An 18762-nucleotide genomic window follows, 5' to 3' on the forward strand; every position below is an offset into this window, starting at 1 on the left:
TCGCCACAGTAGCCTGGCATCCAGCTAGAACGTCTGCCCCAGGTTCAGGTACACCGCCTGCTGCTTGTCATCATTGAACCCATAGCTGAAATTCAGCGGCCCTAACGGCGTATCAAAACCGAGGAAAATACTCGCGGCATTGATGTACCCGCTGTCGAACTGGTTATCGTTGTTCCACGCCCGGCCGCGTTCCACCGAGGCGCCGAGGTACAGCGGGAAATCCAGCGGCAGGTATGAGCGCGGCGTCAGGCGGCGGTAGTACACAGCACGCATCAGGGCGATGTTCTGCCCCGAGATTGAGTCTTCGCGAAAGCCTGATAATTGCCGCGCACCGCCGAGCAGAAAGCTGGAAACCACCACGTCGGATTTATCCAGCGTGCGCCCATAACGACCGCCGAGTATCAAGGTGTCCGGGCCGTGGCTCATGGCCTTGTCCAGCTTGAACTCCCACTGTCGGTAGCGCTGGTCTGAACCCAGGCCGGGCTCGAACTCTCGGAAGGCCAGGCCGATGTCTTCGCCGGTATGGGGGAAGTACACGTTATCCAGCGAATCGAACGAGTACTTGAGCTCATAGAAACCCTCATTGAAGCTCACACTCGGCAAGTCGCGCTCGCCAACACGCACATCTGCCTTGCCCCAGGCTTCACCGACGCCGAAGCGGATCTCGCCGCTATTGCCAATCTGGCGCCCCACGTTCAAACCAAAACCGTAGCGCTCCAGGCGATATTCGGCGATAGGGTCGCTGTCCAGCACCAGGTCGACGTTCTGCGCCTGGGCACTGATATAAGGCGCGACGAAATAGCGCGAGCCCACATCCAGTGGCTGGTAGAACTCGCTGTACAGCTCTTGGCGATCACCAATCTGCACGCGCGTCAGCCATTCGGCGCCAAGGCGGTTGATGCCGTTCATGCGGTAACTGGCGCCGAGGTTGTAAGCGCTGGCGCCGCGCATGTCATCCGACAGGTTCAGGCCCAGGCGCAAATAGTCGGTGCCGCTGCGTTTGCCGCGCGCGCTGATGACCAGGGTATTGTCCTGGCCCTTTTTCACCACGCGGTATTGCACCTGCTCGAAGTAATCCAGGCCGTACAACGTGCCCATGTCGGTTTGCAGGCGGCCCAGGTTCAGCGGCTCGCCCAGGGTTTGGCGAATGTAGTAGCGAATTACGTCGTCACTGACTTTCGAGTCGTTCTCCACCTTGATGGCGGTGATCACCGGCGTGCGTTCGCCCGGGGTGCGGGCCTCAACCAATTGTGGGTCGATCGGTTCGGCGGGGCGCAAATGCGCCAGGCGCACGTCGAGGGCGCGGGTGGCGCGGTAGCCGGCGTCGATCATGTCCTTGGCGCGGCCGAAGTCCGTCACGCCGTAGGCGGCCAGCGGCGGCTGGATCAGCACATCCTTGGGATGCAGGGCCTTGAGTTGTTCTTCTGAGTTGCGCCGGGTCATCAGGGTGATGGACTGGTTGAGCACGTCCACGACCGTCGCCAGTTGCTTGCGTGAACGCAGCGGCGTGCCGATGTCCACGACGATAGCGATGTCGACGCCCATTTCGCGCGCCACATCCAGTGGGATGTTGTCGGTCATGCCGCCGTCCACCAACAGCCGTCCGTCCAGTTCCACCGGAGCGAACACTGCCGGGATCGACATGCTCGCACGGATCACCTGGGGCAAGTGGCCCTTGCTGAACACCACTTTTTCGCCGGTGGTGATGTCGGTGGCCACAGCGCGGAACGGGATTGGCAGCTTGTCGAAGTTACGCGTATTGCTGGAGTGGGCGAACATGCTTTCCAGCAGCAGCGCCAGGTTCTGGCCCTGGATCACGCCGAGCGGCAGGCCAAGGCTGCCGTCATCGCGAAAGCTGAGTTTTTGTTTGACGAGGAAATCGCGGTCATCCTGTTTGCGCCGAAACGGCACATCTTCGCGCGGCGGGGCGTCGGACAATGCCTGCTGCCAGTCGATATTGAGCGCGAGCTTTTCCAGTTCATCGATCTTGTAGCCCGAGGCGTACAGGCCGCCAATCACCGCGCCCATGCTGGTGCCGGCGATAGCATCGATATGGATACCTTGCTCCTCCAGGGCCTTGAGCACGCCAATATGCGCAAGGCCACGGGCGGCACCGCCGGACAGCACCAGGCCGATTTTGGGGCGTGGGCTTTCGACGGCATCGGCGATCAGGGGAAGCAGGCACAGAAACAGGCAGGACAACAGGCGGCGCATCATGAATCTCGAGGCTGGGCGATAAAGGCCGGTATTATAGTCACTCGATCGTCCGTGCCCGATATGTCAGGAACTTCTCTAATTATGTCTGCCAGCAAACCCGAGATCGTCATCACCTATTGCACCCAATGCCAATGGCTGTTGCGCGCGGCGTGGCTGGCCCAGGAATTGTTGAGTACATTTGCCGATGACTTGGGCCGTGTGGCGCTTGAGCCAGCCACCGGCGGGGCGTTTCGCATCACCTGCGACGGTGTGCAGATTTGGGAGCGCAAGGCCGACGGCGGCTTTCCAGAGGCCAAGGTACTCAAGCAGCGCGTGCGCGACCAGATCGACCCGCAGCGCGACCTGGGGCACAACGACCGCCAAGCCTGAAGGCTACGCGGTGGCTGCCGGCTGTTTGGCCTGGCTGGCACTGCCCATCAAGCCTGAGAGCACGATGGCGACAATGATCAGCGCGCCGCCCAGCAGCATGCGCAAGGTCGGGGTTTCGGCAAACAGCAGCCAGGCCACGGTGATGCCGTAGACCGGCTCCATGGCGAACACCACCGAGGCGGTGCGCGCCTTGATCACCGCGAGGCTGGCGACAAACAAGCTATGGGCCAGGCCGGTGCAGAACACCCCGAGCAGACCGATCCACAGCCAGTCAATCGCACGTACATCCGCCAGGCCCGGTGCTGCGACTGGCAGCAGGCACGCCGCGACCACCACGTTCTGGCACAGCGCAGCCTGCACCGCCGGAATGCGCCCGGAGCTGGCGCGGTTGTTCAGCGACAGCAGCGAGAACAACAGGCCCGAGAGAATCCCCCACAGCAGGCCGCCCGTGGCCTGGCTGGCGAGGTCGAAGTCTGGCGTGACCAACACCAGGCCCACCGTGACCAGCGCCACCAGCAACACTTCGTTGGCGCGAATGCGCTCACGGAAGATCAGCCCTTCAAGCATCACGGTAAAGGCCGGGAACGCGGTGAAGCCAAGGGTGGCGACGGCCACCCCGGCGACTTTGACGGCAATGAAGAAGGTCACCCAATGCGCCGCCAGCAGCACGCCACTGACCACGAGGCGACGCCAGTCGCGCATCTCCAGGGTTTTCCAGGTGGTGTTGCTGGCAAATCGCGCAAAGATCGCCAGGGCGATTACGGCAAAGGCGGCGCGGCCAAACACAATGATGGCCGGCGAGGCGGCTGCCAGCTTGCCGAAAACACCAGTGAGGCCAAACATCAGTGCGCCGATATGCAGGGCGCCAAGGGCTGAGCGGGGAGTCATTGCGATCCTTGAAACAACGGGGGTGACAGAATCGCAGTCTAGAGGTTCGAGGGCGCCGGTGTCTGTCGCGGACCTCGCGAATCTTAGCGCCAGCCTCTCATCACAATCATCCCATTAGGCAACGAATAACCTGTGGCGAGCAGGCTTGCCCTGCGTTGGGTTGCGAAGCGACCCCAAAAATGGGACTGCTGCGCAGTCCAACGCGGGGCAAGCCCGCTCGCCACAGTGACGGTGTTCGCGGTTGGGATCAGCCGCCTGGGCGGTCAGAGTTTATGCTTACGATGAGCGACGCAGCGTGCCCGGTGAGGCGCCAAACTCACGCAGCATGGCGGCAGAGAAGGCACTTTGCGAGGCGTAACCGACGCGTTCGGCAACTTCGCCAACAGGCAGCGGCGTCTCGCGCAAAAGTTTCAACGCCATGTGCAGGCGACGGCTACGCAGGTAGTCCATCGGTGTTTGCCCGCACTCGGCCATAAAACGTGCATGCAAGCGCGCCACCGAGAGGTCGGCAATACGCGCCAGATCGGCCACCTGCAACGGGCGCGCAGCGTGGCGTTCGATATGCGCATTGAACGCGGCATACGGCAAACGCTTGCCCGGTATCGGTTGGGCCAGCGGATGATTGAGACTGGCCAGCAGCAACACCGCGCCTTGCTGGGCGATCAGCGGGTCATCCACCGGGCTGTGTGCCAGCCATTGCACCAACTGGCTTTGCCGGGCGTCCAGTGTCAGTCGCGCCGGTTGATCGAGCAGGCGGCGACTGGTGTCGGCGTGCTCGCCCAAGGACTGCGCCACCCAGTGTTCGTCGGGCACATCCAGCACCAGGCAGCGGCTGCCGTCGCGACTGCCGCAGGCATGGTGGGCCGAGAAGGGCAGCACCATCACGCTGCTGGCGTGCACCTGGCTGCCAAGGCCATCGACTTCCAGGTCCAGGTGCCCCGACAACCCGAACACCAGTTGGGCGTGGTCATGGCTGTGGGCGAGCGGCTCTTCAATGTAGTGGCGCAGCGTGAGGGTCGGTCTCATCGCGGTCTCCTGGGCAGCAGGCCCGCAGTCTACAACGCTTCAAGGGCTTTGATCGCTGTCATCAGAATGACGCGCAGTTGTCATGGGCTATTAACCGCCTGGGCGCAAGCTCGCGAAAACACCGTCGAGGGATGCCCATGACCAGTGCCGAGTTCGCCAAACCCAGCCGCAAACAACGGGTTCGTACCCTGTGGATCTCCGACGTGCACTTGGGCACCCGGGATTGCCAGGCCGAGCACCTGTCACAGTTCCTCAAGGGCTACCACGCCGACAAGGTCTACCTGGTCGGCGATATCATCGACGGCTGGAAAATGCGCGGCGGCATGTACTGGCCTCAGGCTCATACTAATGTGATCCGCCGCCTGCTGACCATGGCCAAGCGCGGCACCGAGGTGATCTACGTCACCGGCAACCACGACGAATTCCTGCGTCGCTACTCCAAGCTGATCCTGGGCAATATCCAGCTGGTGGATGAGGCCGTACACGTTACCGCCGATGGCCGCCATCTCCTGGTGATTCATGGTGATCAATTTGATGTGATCACCCGATACCACCGTTGGCTGGCTTTCCTGGGCGATTCGGCCTATGAGTTCACCCTCACGCTCAACCGCTGGCTCAATCACTGGCGTGCGCGGTATGGCTATGGCTACTGGTCGCTGTCGGCGTACCTGAAACACAAGGTCAAGACGGCGGTGAGTTTTATCAGTGATTTCGAAGAGGCGATCGCCCACGAAGTGACCAAGCGCGAGTTGCATGGTGTGGTGTGCGGGCATATTCACCATGCCGAGATTCGCAAGGTGGGCGAGGTGGACTACCTTAATTGCGGGGATTGGGTGGAGTCGTGCACCGCGTTGATCGAGCACTGGGATGGCAGTATCGAGCTGTATCGCTTGGCGGATGCGCAGGCCAAAGAGGCGCTGCTCAAAGCTGAGATGGTTGCGGGCTAGAAGGTTCGCACGGTCAAAAATGTGGGAGCTGGCTTGCCTGCGATGGCGGTTGTTCAGTCAACTTATTCAGTGACTGACACACCGTAATCGCAGGCAAGCCAGCTCCCACAATTTGATTGGATTTCTTCAGTTATTTCGAGACGTCGGCGATGGCCTCGGCCAGTAATGCAAGGCGTGTCGCGTCAATACCCGCCACATTCGCCCGCCCCGAACTGACCATATACACGCTGTGCTTCTCGCGCAGTTGCTTGACCTGCTCAGCACTCAAGCCGGTATAGGAAAACATCCCGCGCTGCGCACCAATATGCGCATACTTCTCGGCCAGCCCGTGGGGCGCCAGCGCCTCCACCAGCCCGGAGCGCAGTTGGGCAATGCGTGAACGCATGGCCTCGACTTCATCGCTCCAGCGCTTTTTCAGCTCGGCGTCGCCCAGGATGGTCGCTACCACTGCGGCGCCATGATCCGGCGGCGTCGACCACAGGTTGCGCGCGATATTCGCCAGTTGGCTGCGCACGTCCGTGAGCTTCTCGGCGTCTGCCGCGCACACGATCAGCGCGCCGACACGGTCGCTGTACAGGCCGAAGTTCTTCGAGCAGGAACTGGTGACCAGCACTTCCGGCAGCTCGGCGGCAAACAACCGTACCGCCCAGGCGTCCTGCTCCAGGCCGTCGCCAAAGCCCTGGTAGGCGAAGTCGATCAATGGCAGCAATTGCCGTTCGCGCACGATGTGCAACACCTGGCGCCAGTCGTCCTGGGACAAGTCAAAACCGGTCGGGTTATGACAGCAGGCATGCAACAACACCACGTCGCCTGTGGGCACGGTGGCCAGCGTTGCGAGCATCGCGGCCACGTCCAGGCGGTTATCCGCGCCCACATACGGGTAATGGCTGACCTTGAGCCCGGCCTTGGCGAAGATGGTTTCGTGGATCGGCCAGGTCGGGTTGCTCAGCCACACGCCGCGGCCGGGCAGGTTTTGCGCGATAAAGTCGGCACTCAGGCGTAGCGCGCCGGTGCCGCCAGGGGTTTGTGTAGCACCGGCGCGACGCTCGCGAATCAGCGCTGAATCGGCGCCCAGCACCAGCTCACTGATCAGCGAACCGAAGGCCGCATTGCCATGGCCGCCGATATAGGTCTTGGTGGTTTGCGTGTCCACCAGGCGCTGTTCGGCCAGTTTTACCGAGTGCGGAATCGGCGTCAGGCCCTGGTCGTCCTTATACACACCCACGCCCAGGTCGAACTTGTTCGGGTTGGCGTCCTGAGCATACAGGTCCATCAGCCCGAGGATCGGGTCCCCGGGTACGCGGCCAATGGCATCAAAATGCATTACTTGCGGCCCTCGGCGTCCTTGGCCACTTCGTCGGTGCGCGCGGCCATGATGAAGTCGTTGCGGTGCAGGCCTTTGATCGAGTGGCTCCACCAGGTCACGGTGACTTTGCCCCACTCGGTGAGCAGGCCCGGGTGATGGCCTTCGGCTTCGGAGATTTCACCCATGGCGTTGGTAAAGGCCAGGGCGAACTTGAAGTTCTTGAACAGGAAAACCTTTTCCAGCTGCATCACGCCGTCGCGTACTTCGATGTTCCAGTCGGGAATCTGCTTGATCAGTACCGGCAGCTCTTCGTCGCTGACTTGTGGGGCATCGGCGCGGCAGGCTTCGCAGTGGGCTTGGTTCAAGGTGGTCATGGGGGTGTCCTGAATTCGAAAGATTGAGATCAGTGGGCGTTACCCTAAAGCAACGCGCGGCCAGGGAACAGATTCACCTGGCCTCAAAATGTAAGGTTCAAGCAGCTTCGGGTTTGGGCGGCACTGCCTTTGGGGTGAAGAGCGGCGCATGCAGACCCAACTGCATACCGCGCTCGACCATGCCCATGATGTCTTCCTGCGCCACTTCAAACAGGCGCTTAAGCTCGGGCAGTACGAAGTACAGCGGTTGCAGGATGTCGATGCGATACGGCGTACGCATTGCTTCCAGCGGGTCGAAGGCCTGGTGTTCGGGTTCATCCGACAGGCAATACACGCTTTCTTTAGGCGACGACAAGATGCCGCCACCGTAGATGCGTCGACCTTGCGGCGTGTCCACCAAACCGAATTCGATGGTCATCCAGTACAGGCGCGCCAGGTACACGCGTTGCTCTTTGGTGGCCGCGAGGCCGAGCTTGCCGTAAGTGTGGGTGAACTCGGCAAACCATGGGTTGGTCAGCAGCGGGCAGTGGCCAAAGATCTCGTGGAAAATATCCGGCTCTTGCAGGTAGTCCAGTTCTTCGCGGGTGCGAATAAAGGTCGCCACCGGAAATTGCTTGCTGGCGAGCAATTCAAAGAAGGTCTGGAAGGGGATCAGTGCGGGGACGCGGGCAACTTGCCAGCCGGTGGTTTCGGCCAACACCTTGTTGATCTCACCCAGTTGCGGGATGCGGTCCAGGGGCAGGCCGAGCTTGTCGATGCCGTCCAGGTATTCCTGGCAGGCGCGCCCCTCGATCACTTTCAATTGGCGCGTGATCAGGGTGTTCCACACCGCGTGTTCTTCCGGCGGGTAGTGGATAAAACCTTGCGCATCGGGCTCGCGGGCCACGTAGTGCGTCTGCTTCATACGGCTCTCCTGCTAGGCATTCGTTCTTGTTATGTCCTGCGATGAGCCTATTGATAACGCGGAAGGCGACGGATTCCATCGGGCTCCGGTGCTTGCGCGTAGGAAAAGTTACCGTTATTCGTAAAGTTTTCGTTACGGTATGCCGGCCTCTCGTTGTCTTGGGCTGGGAAAAGGTCACAAGCTGTCACATAATCTTGACGACTATCTGCGCCCAGCGGCAAAAAGACCCGGCGCTTTCCCACCATTTGGGCTTTTTCATGCGTATTAAAGTGCACTGCCAGAACCGTATCGGCATCCTGCGGGACATTCTCAACCTGCTGGTGGAATACGGCGTCAACGTCGCCAAAGGCGAGGTGGGCGGTGAACATGGCAACGCCATTTACCTGTTTTGCCCAAACCTTGTGAACATGCAGTTCCAGGCGCTGCGCCCGCAATTCGAAGCAATTGCCGGGGTATTTGGCGTTAAAAGGGTAGGGCTGATGCCCAGCGAACGTCGGCATATGGAGCTCAATGCGCTGCTCGGCGCCCTGGAGTTTCCGGTGTTGTCGATTGATATGGGCGGCTCCATCGTCGCCGCCAACCGCGCGGCGGCGCAGTTGCTCGGGGTGCGGGTGGACGAGGTGCCGGGCATTCCGCTGTCGCGTTATGCCGAGGATTTCGACCTGCCGGAGTTGGTGCGTGCGAGCAAATCGCGCATCAACGGCTTGCGGGTCAAGGTCAAGGGTGACGTGTTTTTGGCGGACATCGCGCCGCTGCAGTCTTCCGAACACGACGACAGCGAGGCCATGGCCGGTGCCGTGCTGACCCTGCACCGTGCCGACCGTGTGGGCGAGCGTATCTACAATGTGCGCAAGCAAGAGCTGCGCGGCTTCGACAGTATTTTCCAAAGCTCCAGGGTCATGGCCGCGGTGGTGCGCGAAGCCCGGCGCATGGCGCCGCTGGATGCGCCGCTATTAATAGAAGGCGAAACCGGCACCGGCAAAGAGTTGCTGGCACGCGCTTGCCACTTGGCCAGTCCGCGCGGGCAATCGCCCTTGATGGCGCTCAATTGCGCGGGCCTGCCGGAGTCGATGGCCGAGACCGAGCTGTTCGGCTACGGCCCCGGCGCATTTGAAGGGGCGCGGGCCGAGGGCAAGTTGGGCCTGCTGGAGCTGACGGCGGGCGGTACGTTGTTTCTCGATGGCGTGGGGGAAATGAGCGCACGCTTGCAGGTGAAATTGCTGCGCTTTTTGCAGGACGGCTGCTTTCGCCGGGTGGGCAGTGATGAAGAGGTGTACCTCGATGTGCGGGTGATCTGTGCCACCCAGGTGGACCTGTCGGAACTCTGCGCCCGTGGCGAATTCCGTCAGGACCTGTATCACCGGCTCAACGTGCTGTCGCTGCATATCCCGCCGCTGCGTGAATGCCTGGATGGCCTGGCGCCGCTGGTTGAGCACTTTCTTGACCAGGCCAGCCGACAGATTGGTTGCCCGCTGCCCAAGCTGGCGCCGGCGGCGATGGACCGGCTCAGTCACTACCATTGGCCGGGCAATGTGCGGCAGTTGGAAAACGTGTTGTTTCAGGCGGTGTCGTTGTGCGACGGCGGCATGGTCAAGGCTGAGCATATTCGCCTGCCGGATTATGGGGTGCGCCAGCCCCTTGGGGATTTTTCCCTGGAAGGCGGGTTGGAGAATATCGTTGGGCGGTTTGAAAAGGCGGTGCTGGAGGCTTTGTACGCCGAGCACCCGAGCAGTCGGCAGTTGGGTAAGCGCCTAGGCGTGTCGCACACCACGATCGCGAATAAGTTGCGTGATTACGAAATTCTGAAGAATGAACGCGGTTAAACCTGTGGGAGCTGGCTTGCCTGCGATGACGGTGGGTCAGTTGGCTCATGTGTCGCTGATACACCGCTATCGCAGGCAAGCCAGCTCCCACAGTTGATCTTTGTCGTCCTTAAGACCGGTGCTTGCCGCAGGCGGCAGTAGTCCGCCGTTTTTTCGACTCTATCCCTGCCACCTAATCTCTAAGCCTGCCCGCAAACCCCCGCCGTACATGGACTTCAATCTATTTTCAAAAGTTGGTTCGCAAATTGCTTAAGCCTCATCAGAGCAACGGTGGGCGGCAAGCGTCCGTCAGAAAGAGGATAGAGCGTGGACAAGTACCTTTATGTGGCAATGACCGGCGCCAGCCAGAATGCACTGGCGCAAAAGGCCCATGCCAACAATCTGGCGAACATTTCCACCAACGGTTTTCAACGGGACCTGGAGCAGGCGCGCTCGATGCCGGTGTTCGGTGACAGCTTTCCGGCGCGGGCATTTGCCATGACCGAACGGCCGGGCACCGACTTCTCCCAGGGCGCCATGATTGAAACTGGTCGCGACCTCGATGTGGCGGTCAGCGGTGACGGCTGGATGGCCGTGCAAACCCCGGATGGCGGCGAAGCCTACGTGCGCAGCGCCAGCATGAATGTGGATGCGTTGGGCGTGTTGCGTGCCGGCAACGGCATGCCGGTGATGGGCAACGGTGGCCCGATTGCCGTGCCGCCCGAGCAGAAAATCGAAGTGGGCGCCGACGGCACCATCAGCATCCGCGCCATGGGCGAAGGCCCGCGTGTGATGGCTGAAGTGGACCGCATCAAGCTGGTCCAGCCCGACCTCAAGAACATGACCAAGGGCCTGGATGGCGCCATCCATACCAAGGATGGCAAACCGGCCCAGGCCGACGCGAACGTGCGGCTGACCTCGGGTTTCCTGCAGGCGAGCAACGTCAATGCGGTGGAAGAAATGACCGCCGTGCTGTCGCTCTCCAAGCAGTTCGAACTGCACATCAAGATGATGAACAGCGCTAAAGAAGACGACCAGGCCATGACCCGCGTTCTGTCGATGAGCTGATTGCCGGTTTACTGAAGACTAATTTTGCAGCACAGCGCCAACAAACAGGCGCACGAAGGAGAACACTATGCTTCCGGCTCTATGGGTTGCCAAAACAGGTTTGGCCGCGCAGGACACCAACCTGACCACCATCTCCAACAACTTGGCGAACGTGTCGACCACGGGTTTCAAACGTGATCGCGCCGAGTTCCAGGACTTGCTTTATCAGATCAAGCGCCAGCCAGGCGCCCAGTCGACCCAGGACAGCGAACTGCCGTCGGGCCTGCAACTGGGTACCGGTGTGCAGATCGTCGGCACCCAGAAGAACTTCAGCGCCGGTAACCTGCAGCAAACCAACCAGCCGCTGGACATGGCCATCAACGGCCGGGGTTTCTTCCAGATCCTGCAGCCGGATGGCACTACTTCCTACACCCGTGACGGTACTTTTCACCTCGACTCCAATGGCCAGATCGTCACCGCCAACGGCTTCGCGCTGGAGCCGGCTGTGGTGGTTCCAGCCGATGCCAAGACCTTTACCGTCGGCACCGACGGCACCGTGTCCATCACCGTGGCCGGCAACCCGGCGTCGCAAGTGATCGGCAACCTGCAAACCGCCGACTTCATCAACCCGGCCGGCCTGCAGGCCATGGGTAACAACCTGTTCCTGGAAACAGCCTCCAGCGGCGCGCCGCAAATCGGCACCCCAGGTCTCAACGGCTTCGGTACCACCCTGCAGCAAACCCTGGAAACCTCCAACGTCAGCACGGTTGAGGAGATGGTCAACATGATCACCACCCAACGCGCCTACGAGATGAACTCCAAGGTGATTTCCACCGCCGACCAGATGCTTTCGTTCGTAACGCAGAATCTGTAATCAAGTCTATGGGGCGCCTTTTGCGGCGCCTGCAACACCGTGAGGTAAGGGTCATGAATCGCTATGTTTCTGTTCTGGCATTGAGTGGGATCGCCGTGCTCGCGGGCTGTGTCGCCCCGACGCCAAAACCCAATGACCCGTACTACGCGCCGGTGTTGCCGCGCACGCCGTTGCCGGCGGCGGCCAACAATGGCTCGATTTACCAGGCCGGTTTCGAACAGAACCTGTACAGCGACCGCAAGGCCTTCCGTGTGGGTGACATCATCACTATCACGTTGAACGAGAAGACCCAGGCCAGCAAGAATGCCAACTCGCAGATCGGCAAGACCAGCAAGACCGGCATCGGCCTGACCTCGCTGTTTGGTGGCGGCCTGACCACCAATAACCCTTTGGGCGATGGCGACCTGAGCCTCAACGCCGGTTACAGCGGCGACCGTGCCACTAATGGCAAGAGCGCGGCGGGGCAGGGCAACAGCCTGACCGGTTCGATCACCGTAACGGTGGCGGATGTATTGCCCAACGGCATCATCGCCGTACGCGGTGAAAAGTGGATGACCCTCAACACCGGCGACGAGCTGGTGCGTATCGCGGGCATGGTGCGTGCCGATGATATTTCCACCGACAACACCGTGCCGTCCACGCGCATTGCCGATGCACGCATTACCTACTCGGGTACGGGTTCGTTTGCTGATGCGAGTCAGCCGGGCTGGTTCGACCGTTTCTTCCTTAGCCCGCTGTTCCCTTTCTAGGTGGCCATTTTGAACCTCAAACAGCTGATGGCTGCCGCGTTATTGCTGGCCTTGAGCGCAGGAGCACACGCCGAGCGGTTGAAAGACATCGCCAGTATTTCCGGCGTGCGCTCCAACCAATTGATCGGCTACGGGCTGGTGGTGGGGCTTAACGGTACGGGTGACCAGACCACCCAGACGCCGTTCACCCTGCAGACCTTCAACAACATGCTCTCGCAGTTCGGCATCAAGGTGCCGCCTGGGTCGGGCAACGTGCAGCTCAAGAACGTCGCGGCCGTGTCGATCAGTGCCGACTTGCCGGCGTTCTCCAAGCCGGGCCAGGTGGTGGATATCACCGTGTCCTCCATCGGTAACTCGAAAAGCCTGCGCGGCGGCACCTTGCTGATGACGCCGCTCAAAGGTATCGACGGCAACGTCTACGCCATTGCCCAGGGCAACCTGGTGGTCGGCGGTTTTGACGCCGAGGGCCGTGACGGCTCGAAAATCACTGTGAACGTGCCATCCGCCGGCCGCATTCCTGGCGGCGCCACGGTTGAACGCACCGTGCCCAGCGGTTTCAACCAGGGCAACAGCCTGACCCTGAACCTCAACCGTTCGGACTTCACCACCGCCAAGCGTGTGGTCGACAAGATCAACGACATGCTCGGCCCTGGCGTAGCACAAGCCATCGACGGCGGCTCGATCCGTGTGACGGCGCCGCTCGACCCAAGCCAGCGTGTCGACTACCTGTCGATCCTGGAAAACCTTGAAGTCGACCCGGGCCAGGCAGTGGCCAAAGTCATCATCAACTCGCGCACCGGCACCATCGTGATCGGCCAGAACGTCAAGGTCTCGCCGGCGGCGGTCACCCACGGCAGCCTGACCGTGACCATCACCGAAGACCCGATCGTCAGCCAGCCCGGGCCGCTGTCCAATGGCCAGACGGCAGTGGTACCGCGCTCGCGGGTCAATGCCCAGCAAGAAGCCAAGCCGATGTTCAAGTTCGGCCCCGGAACTACCCTGGATGAGATTGTCCGCGCGGTGAACCAGGTGGGCGCAGCGCCCGGCGACTTGATGGCGATTCTCGAAGCTTTGAAACAGGCCGGCGCCTTGCAAGCCGACCTGATCGTGATCTAAGGCCATGGCCATGGATATGCACAAAAGCGGGTTCACCAGCACGGCGGATTCGGGGTCTTACTCCGACCTCAACCGGCTGAACCAGCTCAAGGTCGGCGCCGACAAGAACAGCGAAGGCAACATGCGCAAAGTGGCGCAGGAGTTCGAGTCGCTGTTCCTGAGCGAGATGCTCAAGTCCATGCGTTCGGCCACCGAGGCGCTGGGCAAGGACAACCCGCTGAACACCCCGGCTGCCAAGCAGTACCAGGAAATGTACGACCAGCAGTTGGCGGTCTCGATGTCCCGCGAAGGCGGTGGTATCGGTTTGGCTGACGTGCTGATGCGCCAGATGCAGAAGAACAAGCCGGTCGAGGCGCAGTCCTCGACCTTGCAAGGCCCGGCGGCGGCCGAGCCGGTCAAGGCCAAGAAGGTTGATGTGCCGACTGAAATCGGCGCCGGCACCCTGGCTAATGGCCCGTTGGGGCGCTCCAATGGCCAGCGGCCGTTGTGGGCTTACCGCGTTGCAGAGCCGCAAGGCGCCAGTGCGCACACCAACGACATGGAACTGATGAACCAGCGCCGCATGGCGTTGCCGAGCAAGCTGACCGACCGCCTGCTGGCCGGCATCGTGCCGAGCACTCAGCCCGCCACGCAGGCCGCGAGTGCGCCACTGCGTAACAGCGCCGCCACCGATAACGTGGTCAACAGCACCGCGCGCAACTTTGCCGTGCCGAGCGGGCGCATGCAGGTTTATGGCCGAGCGATTGCCCAGCCACCGCTGGCGCCGGCGAAAAAAGCCTTCAGCTCGCAGGATGAATTTGTCGCCACCATGCTGCCGATGGCCAAGGCGGCCGCCGCGCGCATCGGCGTGGATCCCAAGTACCTGGTGGCCCAGGCCGCGCTGGAAACCGGCTGGGGTAAATCGGTGATGCGCGCCGAGGACGGCAGCAGCAGCCACAACCTGTTCGGCATCAAGGCCGGGCAGAGCTGGCAGGGCGGCCAGGCGCGTGCAATCACCAGCGAGTTTCGTGATGGGTCGATGGTCAAGGAAACGGCGCAATTTCGCTCCTACAACTCCTACCAGGACAGCTTCCACGACCTCGTGACATTGCTGCAAAGCAATGATCGCTATAAAGAAGTTGTGAAATCAGCCGACAACCCGGAACAGTTTGTACGCGAGTTGCAAAAAGCCGGATATGCAACCGACCCGGACTACGCCAGCAAGATTTCGCAGATCGCCAAAACGATGAACAGTTACCAGAATTTCGCTGCCGCTGGCGCAACCACACATTTATAAGGTCTGAATCATGAGTTTGCTCAGTATCGGGATGTCAGGACTCAATGCCGCTCAAGGCTCGTTGTCGGTCTTGAGTAACAACATTGCCAACGTCAATACCCCGGGATACTCGCGCCAGCAGACCACCCAGAACGCCAACGCCAGCAACCAGTATGGCGGCGTGTTTATCGGCAGTGGTACAACGCTTGCGGATGTGCGCCGCATTTATAACGACTTCTTGGGCGCTGCCTACCAGAGCAGCACCGCTCTTAACAGCGATGCCAACGCCTACGCGGGCCAGGCCGCCGCCATCGACAAGACCCTGTCGGACAAGTCCACGGGTATGTCGGCCGTGCTCAGCGCGTTTTTTGCCTCTCTGCAGAACGCCGCGGCAACGCCCAGCGACGTGTCTGCGCGGCAGTTGCTGATCACCAACGCCCAGACCTTGAGCAACCGCTTTAATGCGATTTCCACGCAGTTGACCCAGCAGAAAGAAAGCATCAACGGTCAGTTGCAGACCATGAGTGACCAGGTCAACAAACTGACTTCGTCGATTGCCTCGCTCAACAGCCAAATTGCCACGGCCCAGGGTTCTTCGACCAGTGCGCCGGCCAACCTGCTGGATGCGCGCAATGAGGCGGTGCGTTCGCTCAATGAGCTGATCGGCGTGACGGCCACCGAAAAGAACGGCCAGTTCAGCATCACCACCGGCACCGGCCAATCGCTGGTAGAAGGCAGCGTTGCCAATACCATTTCGGCAGTGCCGAGCAAGAACGACAATAGCCAGTACACCATCCAGCTGAACATGGGCGACACGCCGATGGACATCGGCAATGTGGTCAGTGGCGGCAGCATTGGCGGCCTGTTGCGTTATCGCAGCGATGCGCTGATGCCGGCCATCAACGACCTGGGGCGCATCGCCATTGCCACGGCCGACAGCGTTAACAGCCAGTTGGGCCAGGGCCTGGACCTGAACAGCGATTTCGGCTCCTCGCTGTTTGGCGACATCAACAGCGCTGCGGCGATTTCCCAGCGCAGCCAGGCGGCCGCCGGTAACAGTGCAGGCTCGGGCAACCTGAACGTGACGATTGCCGACAGCAGCAAGCTGTCGACCTTCGACTACAAGGTGACCTTCACCAGCGGCAATCAATACAACGTGGTGCGCTCCGACGGCAAAGCCATGGGCTCGTTCGACACCACCACCACGCCACCGCCGGTGATTGACGGCTTCACCCTGGCCTTGAACGGCAAGGGACCGGTGGCGGCCGGCGACAGCTTCAAGGTCAGCCCGACGGCCAATGGCGCCAGCGGCATCAGTGTCGACCTCAAAGACCCGAACAAACTCGCCTTCGCCGCGCCCTTGGCCGGCAATGCCAGCAAGACCAATACCGGCACCGGTACGTTCACCCAGCCGACCTTGACCGTGCCGATCGATATCGACGGCGGCGCCGCGACTGCGCAATTGCGCACCGGGATCGAAAACTCGATGCCGGTGAAAATGGTGTTCGGCAAGCCGGCGGCGGACGGCACCCAGTCCTATGCGATCAGTGATGCCCAGGGCAACCCGATCGGCACCGGCACCATCATTCCGGGCCAGGGCAACAAGATCAGTGTGAACGTGCCGATGCGTGATGCCGGCGGTGCGTTGATCCCCGGCAAAAGCTTCAGTTTTGACACCACTGTGTCCGGTTCGCCGGCCAACGGCGACAGCACCACCTTTTCGTTCAACAGCGGCGCCACCTCCGATGGCCGTAACGCCCAGGAACTGCTGGGGTTGCAGACCAAGGCCACGGTGGGTGCGGTGGACGGGAATGCGGGTGTCAGCCTGGTCAGTGCCAACAGCCGGCTGGTGTCCCAGGTTGGCTCCAAGGCCGCCCAGGCCAACACCGACAGCACCGCCACCGGCGCCTTGCTGGCGGCGAACAAGGCGGCCAGCAACTCGGTGTCCCAGGTCAACCTGGATGAGGAAGCGGGCGACATGATCAAGTTCCAGCAGTACTACACCGCGTCGTCGCAGATCATCAAGGCCGCGCAGGAAACCTTCAGCACACTGATCAACGCCCTTTAAAGGAGTCTGGAACGATGCGTATCTCTACACAGCAGTATTTCGACACCAGCTCCAGCAAGTATCAGGACAACTATTCGGGTGTGGTGAAGGCCCAGGACCAGGCGAGTTCCGGCGTGCGTGTGCAAACCGCGTCCGATGACCCGGTGGCTGCCGCCCAATTGCTGATGTTGCAGCAGCAGAAAGACATGCTGGGGCAGTACAACGGCAACATTACGACTTTGCAGAACTCGCTGAATAATGAAGAAAGCGTGCTTGCCAGCATCAGCCTGGCTATGCAAACCGCCAGCGGTCTGGCGTTGCAGGCCGGTAACCTTAAGCTCAGCAATGATGATCGCAAGGCGATTGCCGCCCAGGTCGGTGCGCTTGAGGACCATGTGTTGGGCCTGCTCAACTCCAAGGATTCCAGTGGCAACTACATGTTCTCTGGGGCCAAGACCGATACGCCGCCCTACAGTCGCAATAACGATGGTACCTACACTTATCAGGGCGACGAAACACCGCTGAGCCTGCAGGTCTCGAGCAACCTGACGGTCGCCATGGGTGATACCGGCAAGACCCTGCTGGAGAGCTCCTCCAATACCGGTCGCACGCAGACCTCGATTTTGCCACCGGCTGTGAATGACGGCAAAGTCGCGATCTCGGCAGGCCTGGTCACGTCCGGCACCGCGTACACCAAGAGTTTTGCCGACGGCCAGCCGTATAAGCTGACCTTCGCCAGCAGCACCCAGTACAGCGTGACCGACAAGGACGGCAATGACGTTACCTCGGAGATCACCGGTAACGGCACCTTTGATGCCACCAAGGAAGGCGCTTCCAGCGTTAACCTGCGCGGCGTGAAGTTCGATATCAGCCTGAACCTGGGGCCGGATGTTGCCACGGGTGCGCCGTCTGATGCGTTGGTGGCGGGCAAGGCGTTTACGCTGGAAAGCAAGCCGGACACCTTCAGCAGTTCGCGTACGGCGAGCAATCCGTCCACGGCGCAGCTGACCGGTGGCCGCGTCACGGATCAGGCGGCCTACGCCAGTACCTTTCCCAACTCGGGGGCGGTGATCAAGTTCACCAGCGGCAATGCCTACGAGGTTTATGCCCAGCCCTATACGGCCGACAGCAAATCGATTGCCACAGGTACCATGGCCACCGGCGCGACATCGATCACCGCCGCCGGGGTAACTTTCGATGTAAGCGGTACGCCGGGGGCCGGTGATCAGTTTTCGCTCAGTGCCACCAGCAACAAGAACATGAACGCCCTGGATACCTTGGGCCAGCTGCGCAAGGCGCTGGAGACCCCGGCCGATGGCGACCCGGTGGCTATGAACAAGCTCAAGGATGTGCTTAACACCACCATCGGCAACCTGTCGAATGCCGACGCACAGATCAACCAGGTGCGCGGCTCCATCGGTGCGCGCCAGAATGCCCTGGATATCCAAGGCCAGGAAAACACCAGCCTGGGCCTGGCCAACACATCGACCATGTCCTCATTGGCCAACGTCGATATGGGGCAGGCCGCCATTGACCTGACCTTGCAGCAAACCATGCTGCAAGCCTCGCAACTGGCCTTTGTGAAAATCTCCCAGTTGAGCCTGTTCAGCCGCATGTAATCGGCAGTCCTACACACGGCCCACCCTGGCAACAGGGTGGGCCGTTGTCGTTTCTGGTGCCGTGAATGTTGCCGGGTTTTGCATAAAGCGCACAAAATTGAGTGACCTGTGAGTCATAAAGGGCATCTTCACTGTATCGTGTGAAAAGGATAAGTCGCTTGCGAGTCTTTACGCGGCGGCTTTCAGCGATATTTTCATGGGGTTATCCCCTTTATTGTCAGC

16 protein-coding genes are annotated in these 18762 nt (G+C 61.0%); 10 read left to right on the forward strand and 6 right to left on the reverse strand.

Annotated elements, in window-relative coordinates; all coding sequences use genetic code 11:
• Positions 1-24: 24 nt before the first annotated feature.
• Positions 25-2214 carry a patatin-like phospholipase family protein gene (locus tag AOA62_RS13270; protein ID WP_099548865.1) on the reverse strand — a complete coding sequence of 730 codons (2190 nt, stop codon included), beginning with the start codon at positions 2212-2214 and terminating at the stop codon, positions 25-27.
• Between the two features lie 84 nt (positions 2215-2298).
• Between AOA62_RS13270 and AOA62_RS13275 the strand changes: the two genes are divergently transcribed.
• On the forward strand, positions 2299-2586 hold the full coding sequence (locus tag AOA62_RS13275; protein ID WP_099548866.1) for a SelT/SelW/SelH family protein: 288 nt from the start codon (positions 2299-2301) through the stop codon (positions 2584-2586).
• A 3-nt stretch (positions 2587-2589) separates the two neighbouring features.
• Here the strand turns inward: AOA62_RS13275 and AOA62_RS13280 are convergent, their stop codons facing one another.
• Together AOA62_RS13280 and AOA62_RS13285 are read right to left on the reverse strand one after the other, a co-directional pair.
• On the reverse strand, positions 2590-3474 hold the full coding sequence (locus tag AOA62_RS13280; RefSeq protein WP_099548867.1) for a DMT family transporter: 885 nt from the start codon (positions 3472-3474) through the stop codon (positions 2590-2592).
• A gap of 276 nt (positions 3475-3750) precedes the next feature.
• Positions 3751-4500, reverse strand: coding sequence for an AraC family transcriptional regulator (locus AOA62_RS13285; RefSeq protein WP_099548868.1), 750 nt, complete (start codon positions 4498-4500; stop codon positions 3751-3753).
• Between the two features lie 137 nt (positions 4501-4637).
• Here AOA62_RS13285 and AOA62_RS13290 point away from each other — a divergent pair, with 137 nt between their 5' ends.
• Positions 4638-5447 carry a UDP-2,3-diacylglucosamine diphosphatase gene (locus AOA62_RS13290; protein ID WP_017134916.1) on the forward strand — a complete coding sequence of 270 codons (810 nt, stop codon included), beginning with the start codon at positions 4638-4640 and terminating at the stop codon, positions 5445-5447.
• A gap of 130 nt (positions 5448-5577) precedes the next feature.
• Here AOA62_RS13290 and AOA62_RS13295 read toward each other — a convergent pair whose 3' ends face one another.
• The 3 genes from AOA62_RS13295 to phhA form a co-directional block, all read right to left on the reverse strand.
• The gene (locus tag AOA62_RS13295) at positions 5578-6771 is read right to left on the reverse strand and encodes an amino acid aminotransferase (RefSeq protein ID WP_099548869.1); all 1194 of its coding nucleotides are present in this window, start codon (positions 6769-6771) and stop codon (positions 5578-5580) included.
• Entirely contained in the window at positions 6771-7127 is a 357-nt protein-coding gene (locus tag AOA62_RS13300) for a 4a-hydroxytetrahydrobiopterin dehydratase (RefSeq protein ID WP_017134918.1), read from the reverse strand. The genes AOA62_RS13295 and AOA62_RS13300 overlap by 1 nt, the downstream gene beginning before the upstream one ends.
• A 97-nt stretch (positions 7128-7224) precedes the next feature.
• Positions 7225-8031 (reverse strand): phenylalanine 4-monooxygenase, encoded by an 807-nt coding sequence (phhA, locus tag AOA62_RS13305; protein ID WP_017134919.1) that lies wholly within the window; start codon positions 8029-8031, stop codon positions 7225-7227.
• Between the two features lie 257 nt (positions 8032-8288).
• Between phhA and AOA62_RS13310 the strand changes: the two genes are divergently transcribed.
• The 8 genes from AOA62_RS13310 to AOA62_RS13345 all read left to right on the forward strand — a co-directional run bounded on the left by AOA62_RS13310 (position 8289) and on the right by AOA62_RS13345 (position 18540).
• Complete coding sequence (locus AOA62_RS13310) at positions 8289-9854, forward strand: sigma-54-dependent phenylalanine hydroxylase transcriptional regulator PhhR (RefSeq protein WP_017134920.1); 1566 nt, start codon at positions 8289-8291, stop codon at positions 9852-9854.
• 306 nt (positions 9855-10160) lie between these two features.
• On the forward strand, positions 10161-10901 hold the full coding sequence (locus AOA62_RS13315) for a flagellar basal body rod protein FlgF (protein WP_017134921.1): 741 nt from the start codon (positions 10161-10163) through the stop codon (positions 10899-10901).
• A 67-nt stretch (positions 10902-10968) separates the two neighbouring features.
• Positions 10969-11754, forward strand: a complete 786-nt coding sequence (gene flgG, locus AOA62_RS13320; RefSeq protein WP_056859743.1) for a flagellar basal-body rod protein FlgG — start codon at positions 10969-10971, stop codon at positions 11752-11754.
• A 53-nt stretch (positions 11755-11807) separates the two neighbouring features.
• A complete protein-coding gene (flgH, locus tag AOA62_RS13325; protein ID WP_017134923.1) occupies positions 11808-12503 on the forward strand; it encodes a flagellar basal body L-ring protein FlgH in 696 nt (231 codons plus the stop codon).
• Positions 12504-12530: 27 nt separating this feature from the next.
• Positions 12531-13619, forward strand: coding sequence for a flagellar basal body P-ring protein FlgI (locus tag AOA62_RS13330; protein ID WP_225933067.1), 1089 nt, complete (start codon positions 12531-12533; stop codon positions 13617-13619).
• A gap of 4 nt (positions 13620-13623) precedes the next feature.
• Positions 13624-14895 (forward strand): flagellar assembly peptidoglycan hydrolase FlgJ, encoded by a 1272-nt coding sequence (flgJ, locus tag AOA62_RS13335; protein ID WP_032865398.1) that lies wholly within the window; start codon positions 13624-13626, stop codon positions 14893-14895.
• A 10-nt stretch (positions 14896-14905) separates the two neighbouring features.
• On the forward strand, positions 14906-16942 hold the full coding sequence (gene flgK, locus AOA62_RS13340) for a flagellar hook-associated protein FlgK (RefSeq protein WP_099548870.1): 2037 nt from the start codon (positions 14906-14908) through the stop codon (positions 16940-16942).
• 14 nt (positions 16943-16956) lie between these two features.
• The gene (locus tag AOA62_RS13345) at positions 16957-18540 is read left to right on the forward strand and encodes a flagellar hook-associated protein 3 (protein WP_017134927.1); all 1584 of its coding nucleotides are present in this window, start codon (positions 16957-16959) and stop codon (positions 18538-18540) included.
• Positions 18541-18762 lie beyond the last annotated feature (222 nt).

It is taken from the genome of Pseudomonas sp. 2995-3 (assembly GCF_002742565.1).
Classification (GTDB): domain Bacteria; phylum Pseudomonadota; class Gammaproteobacteria; order Pseudomonadales; family Pseudomonadaceae; genus Aquipseudomonas; species Aquipseudomonas edaphica.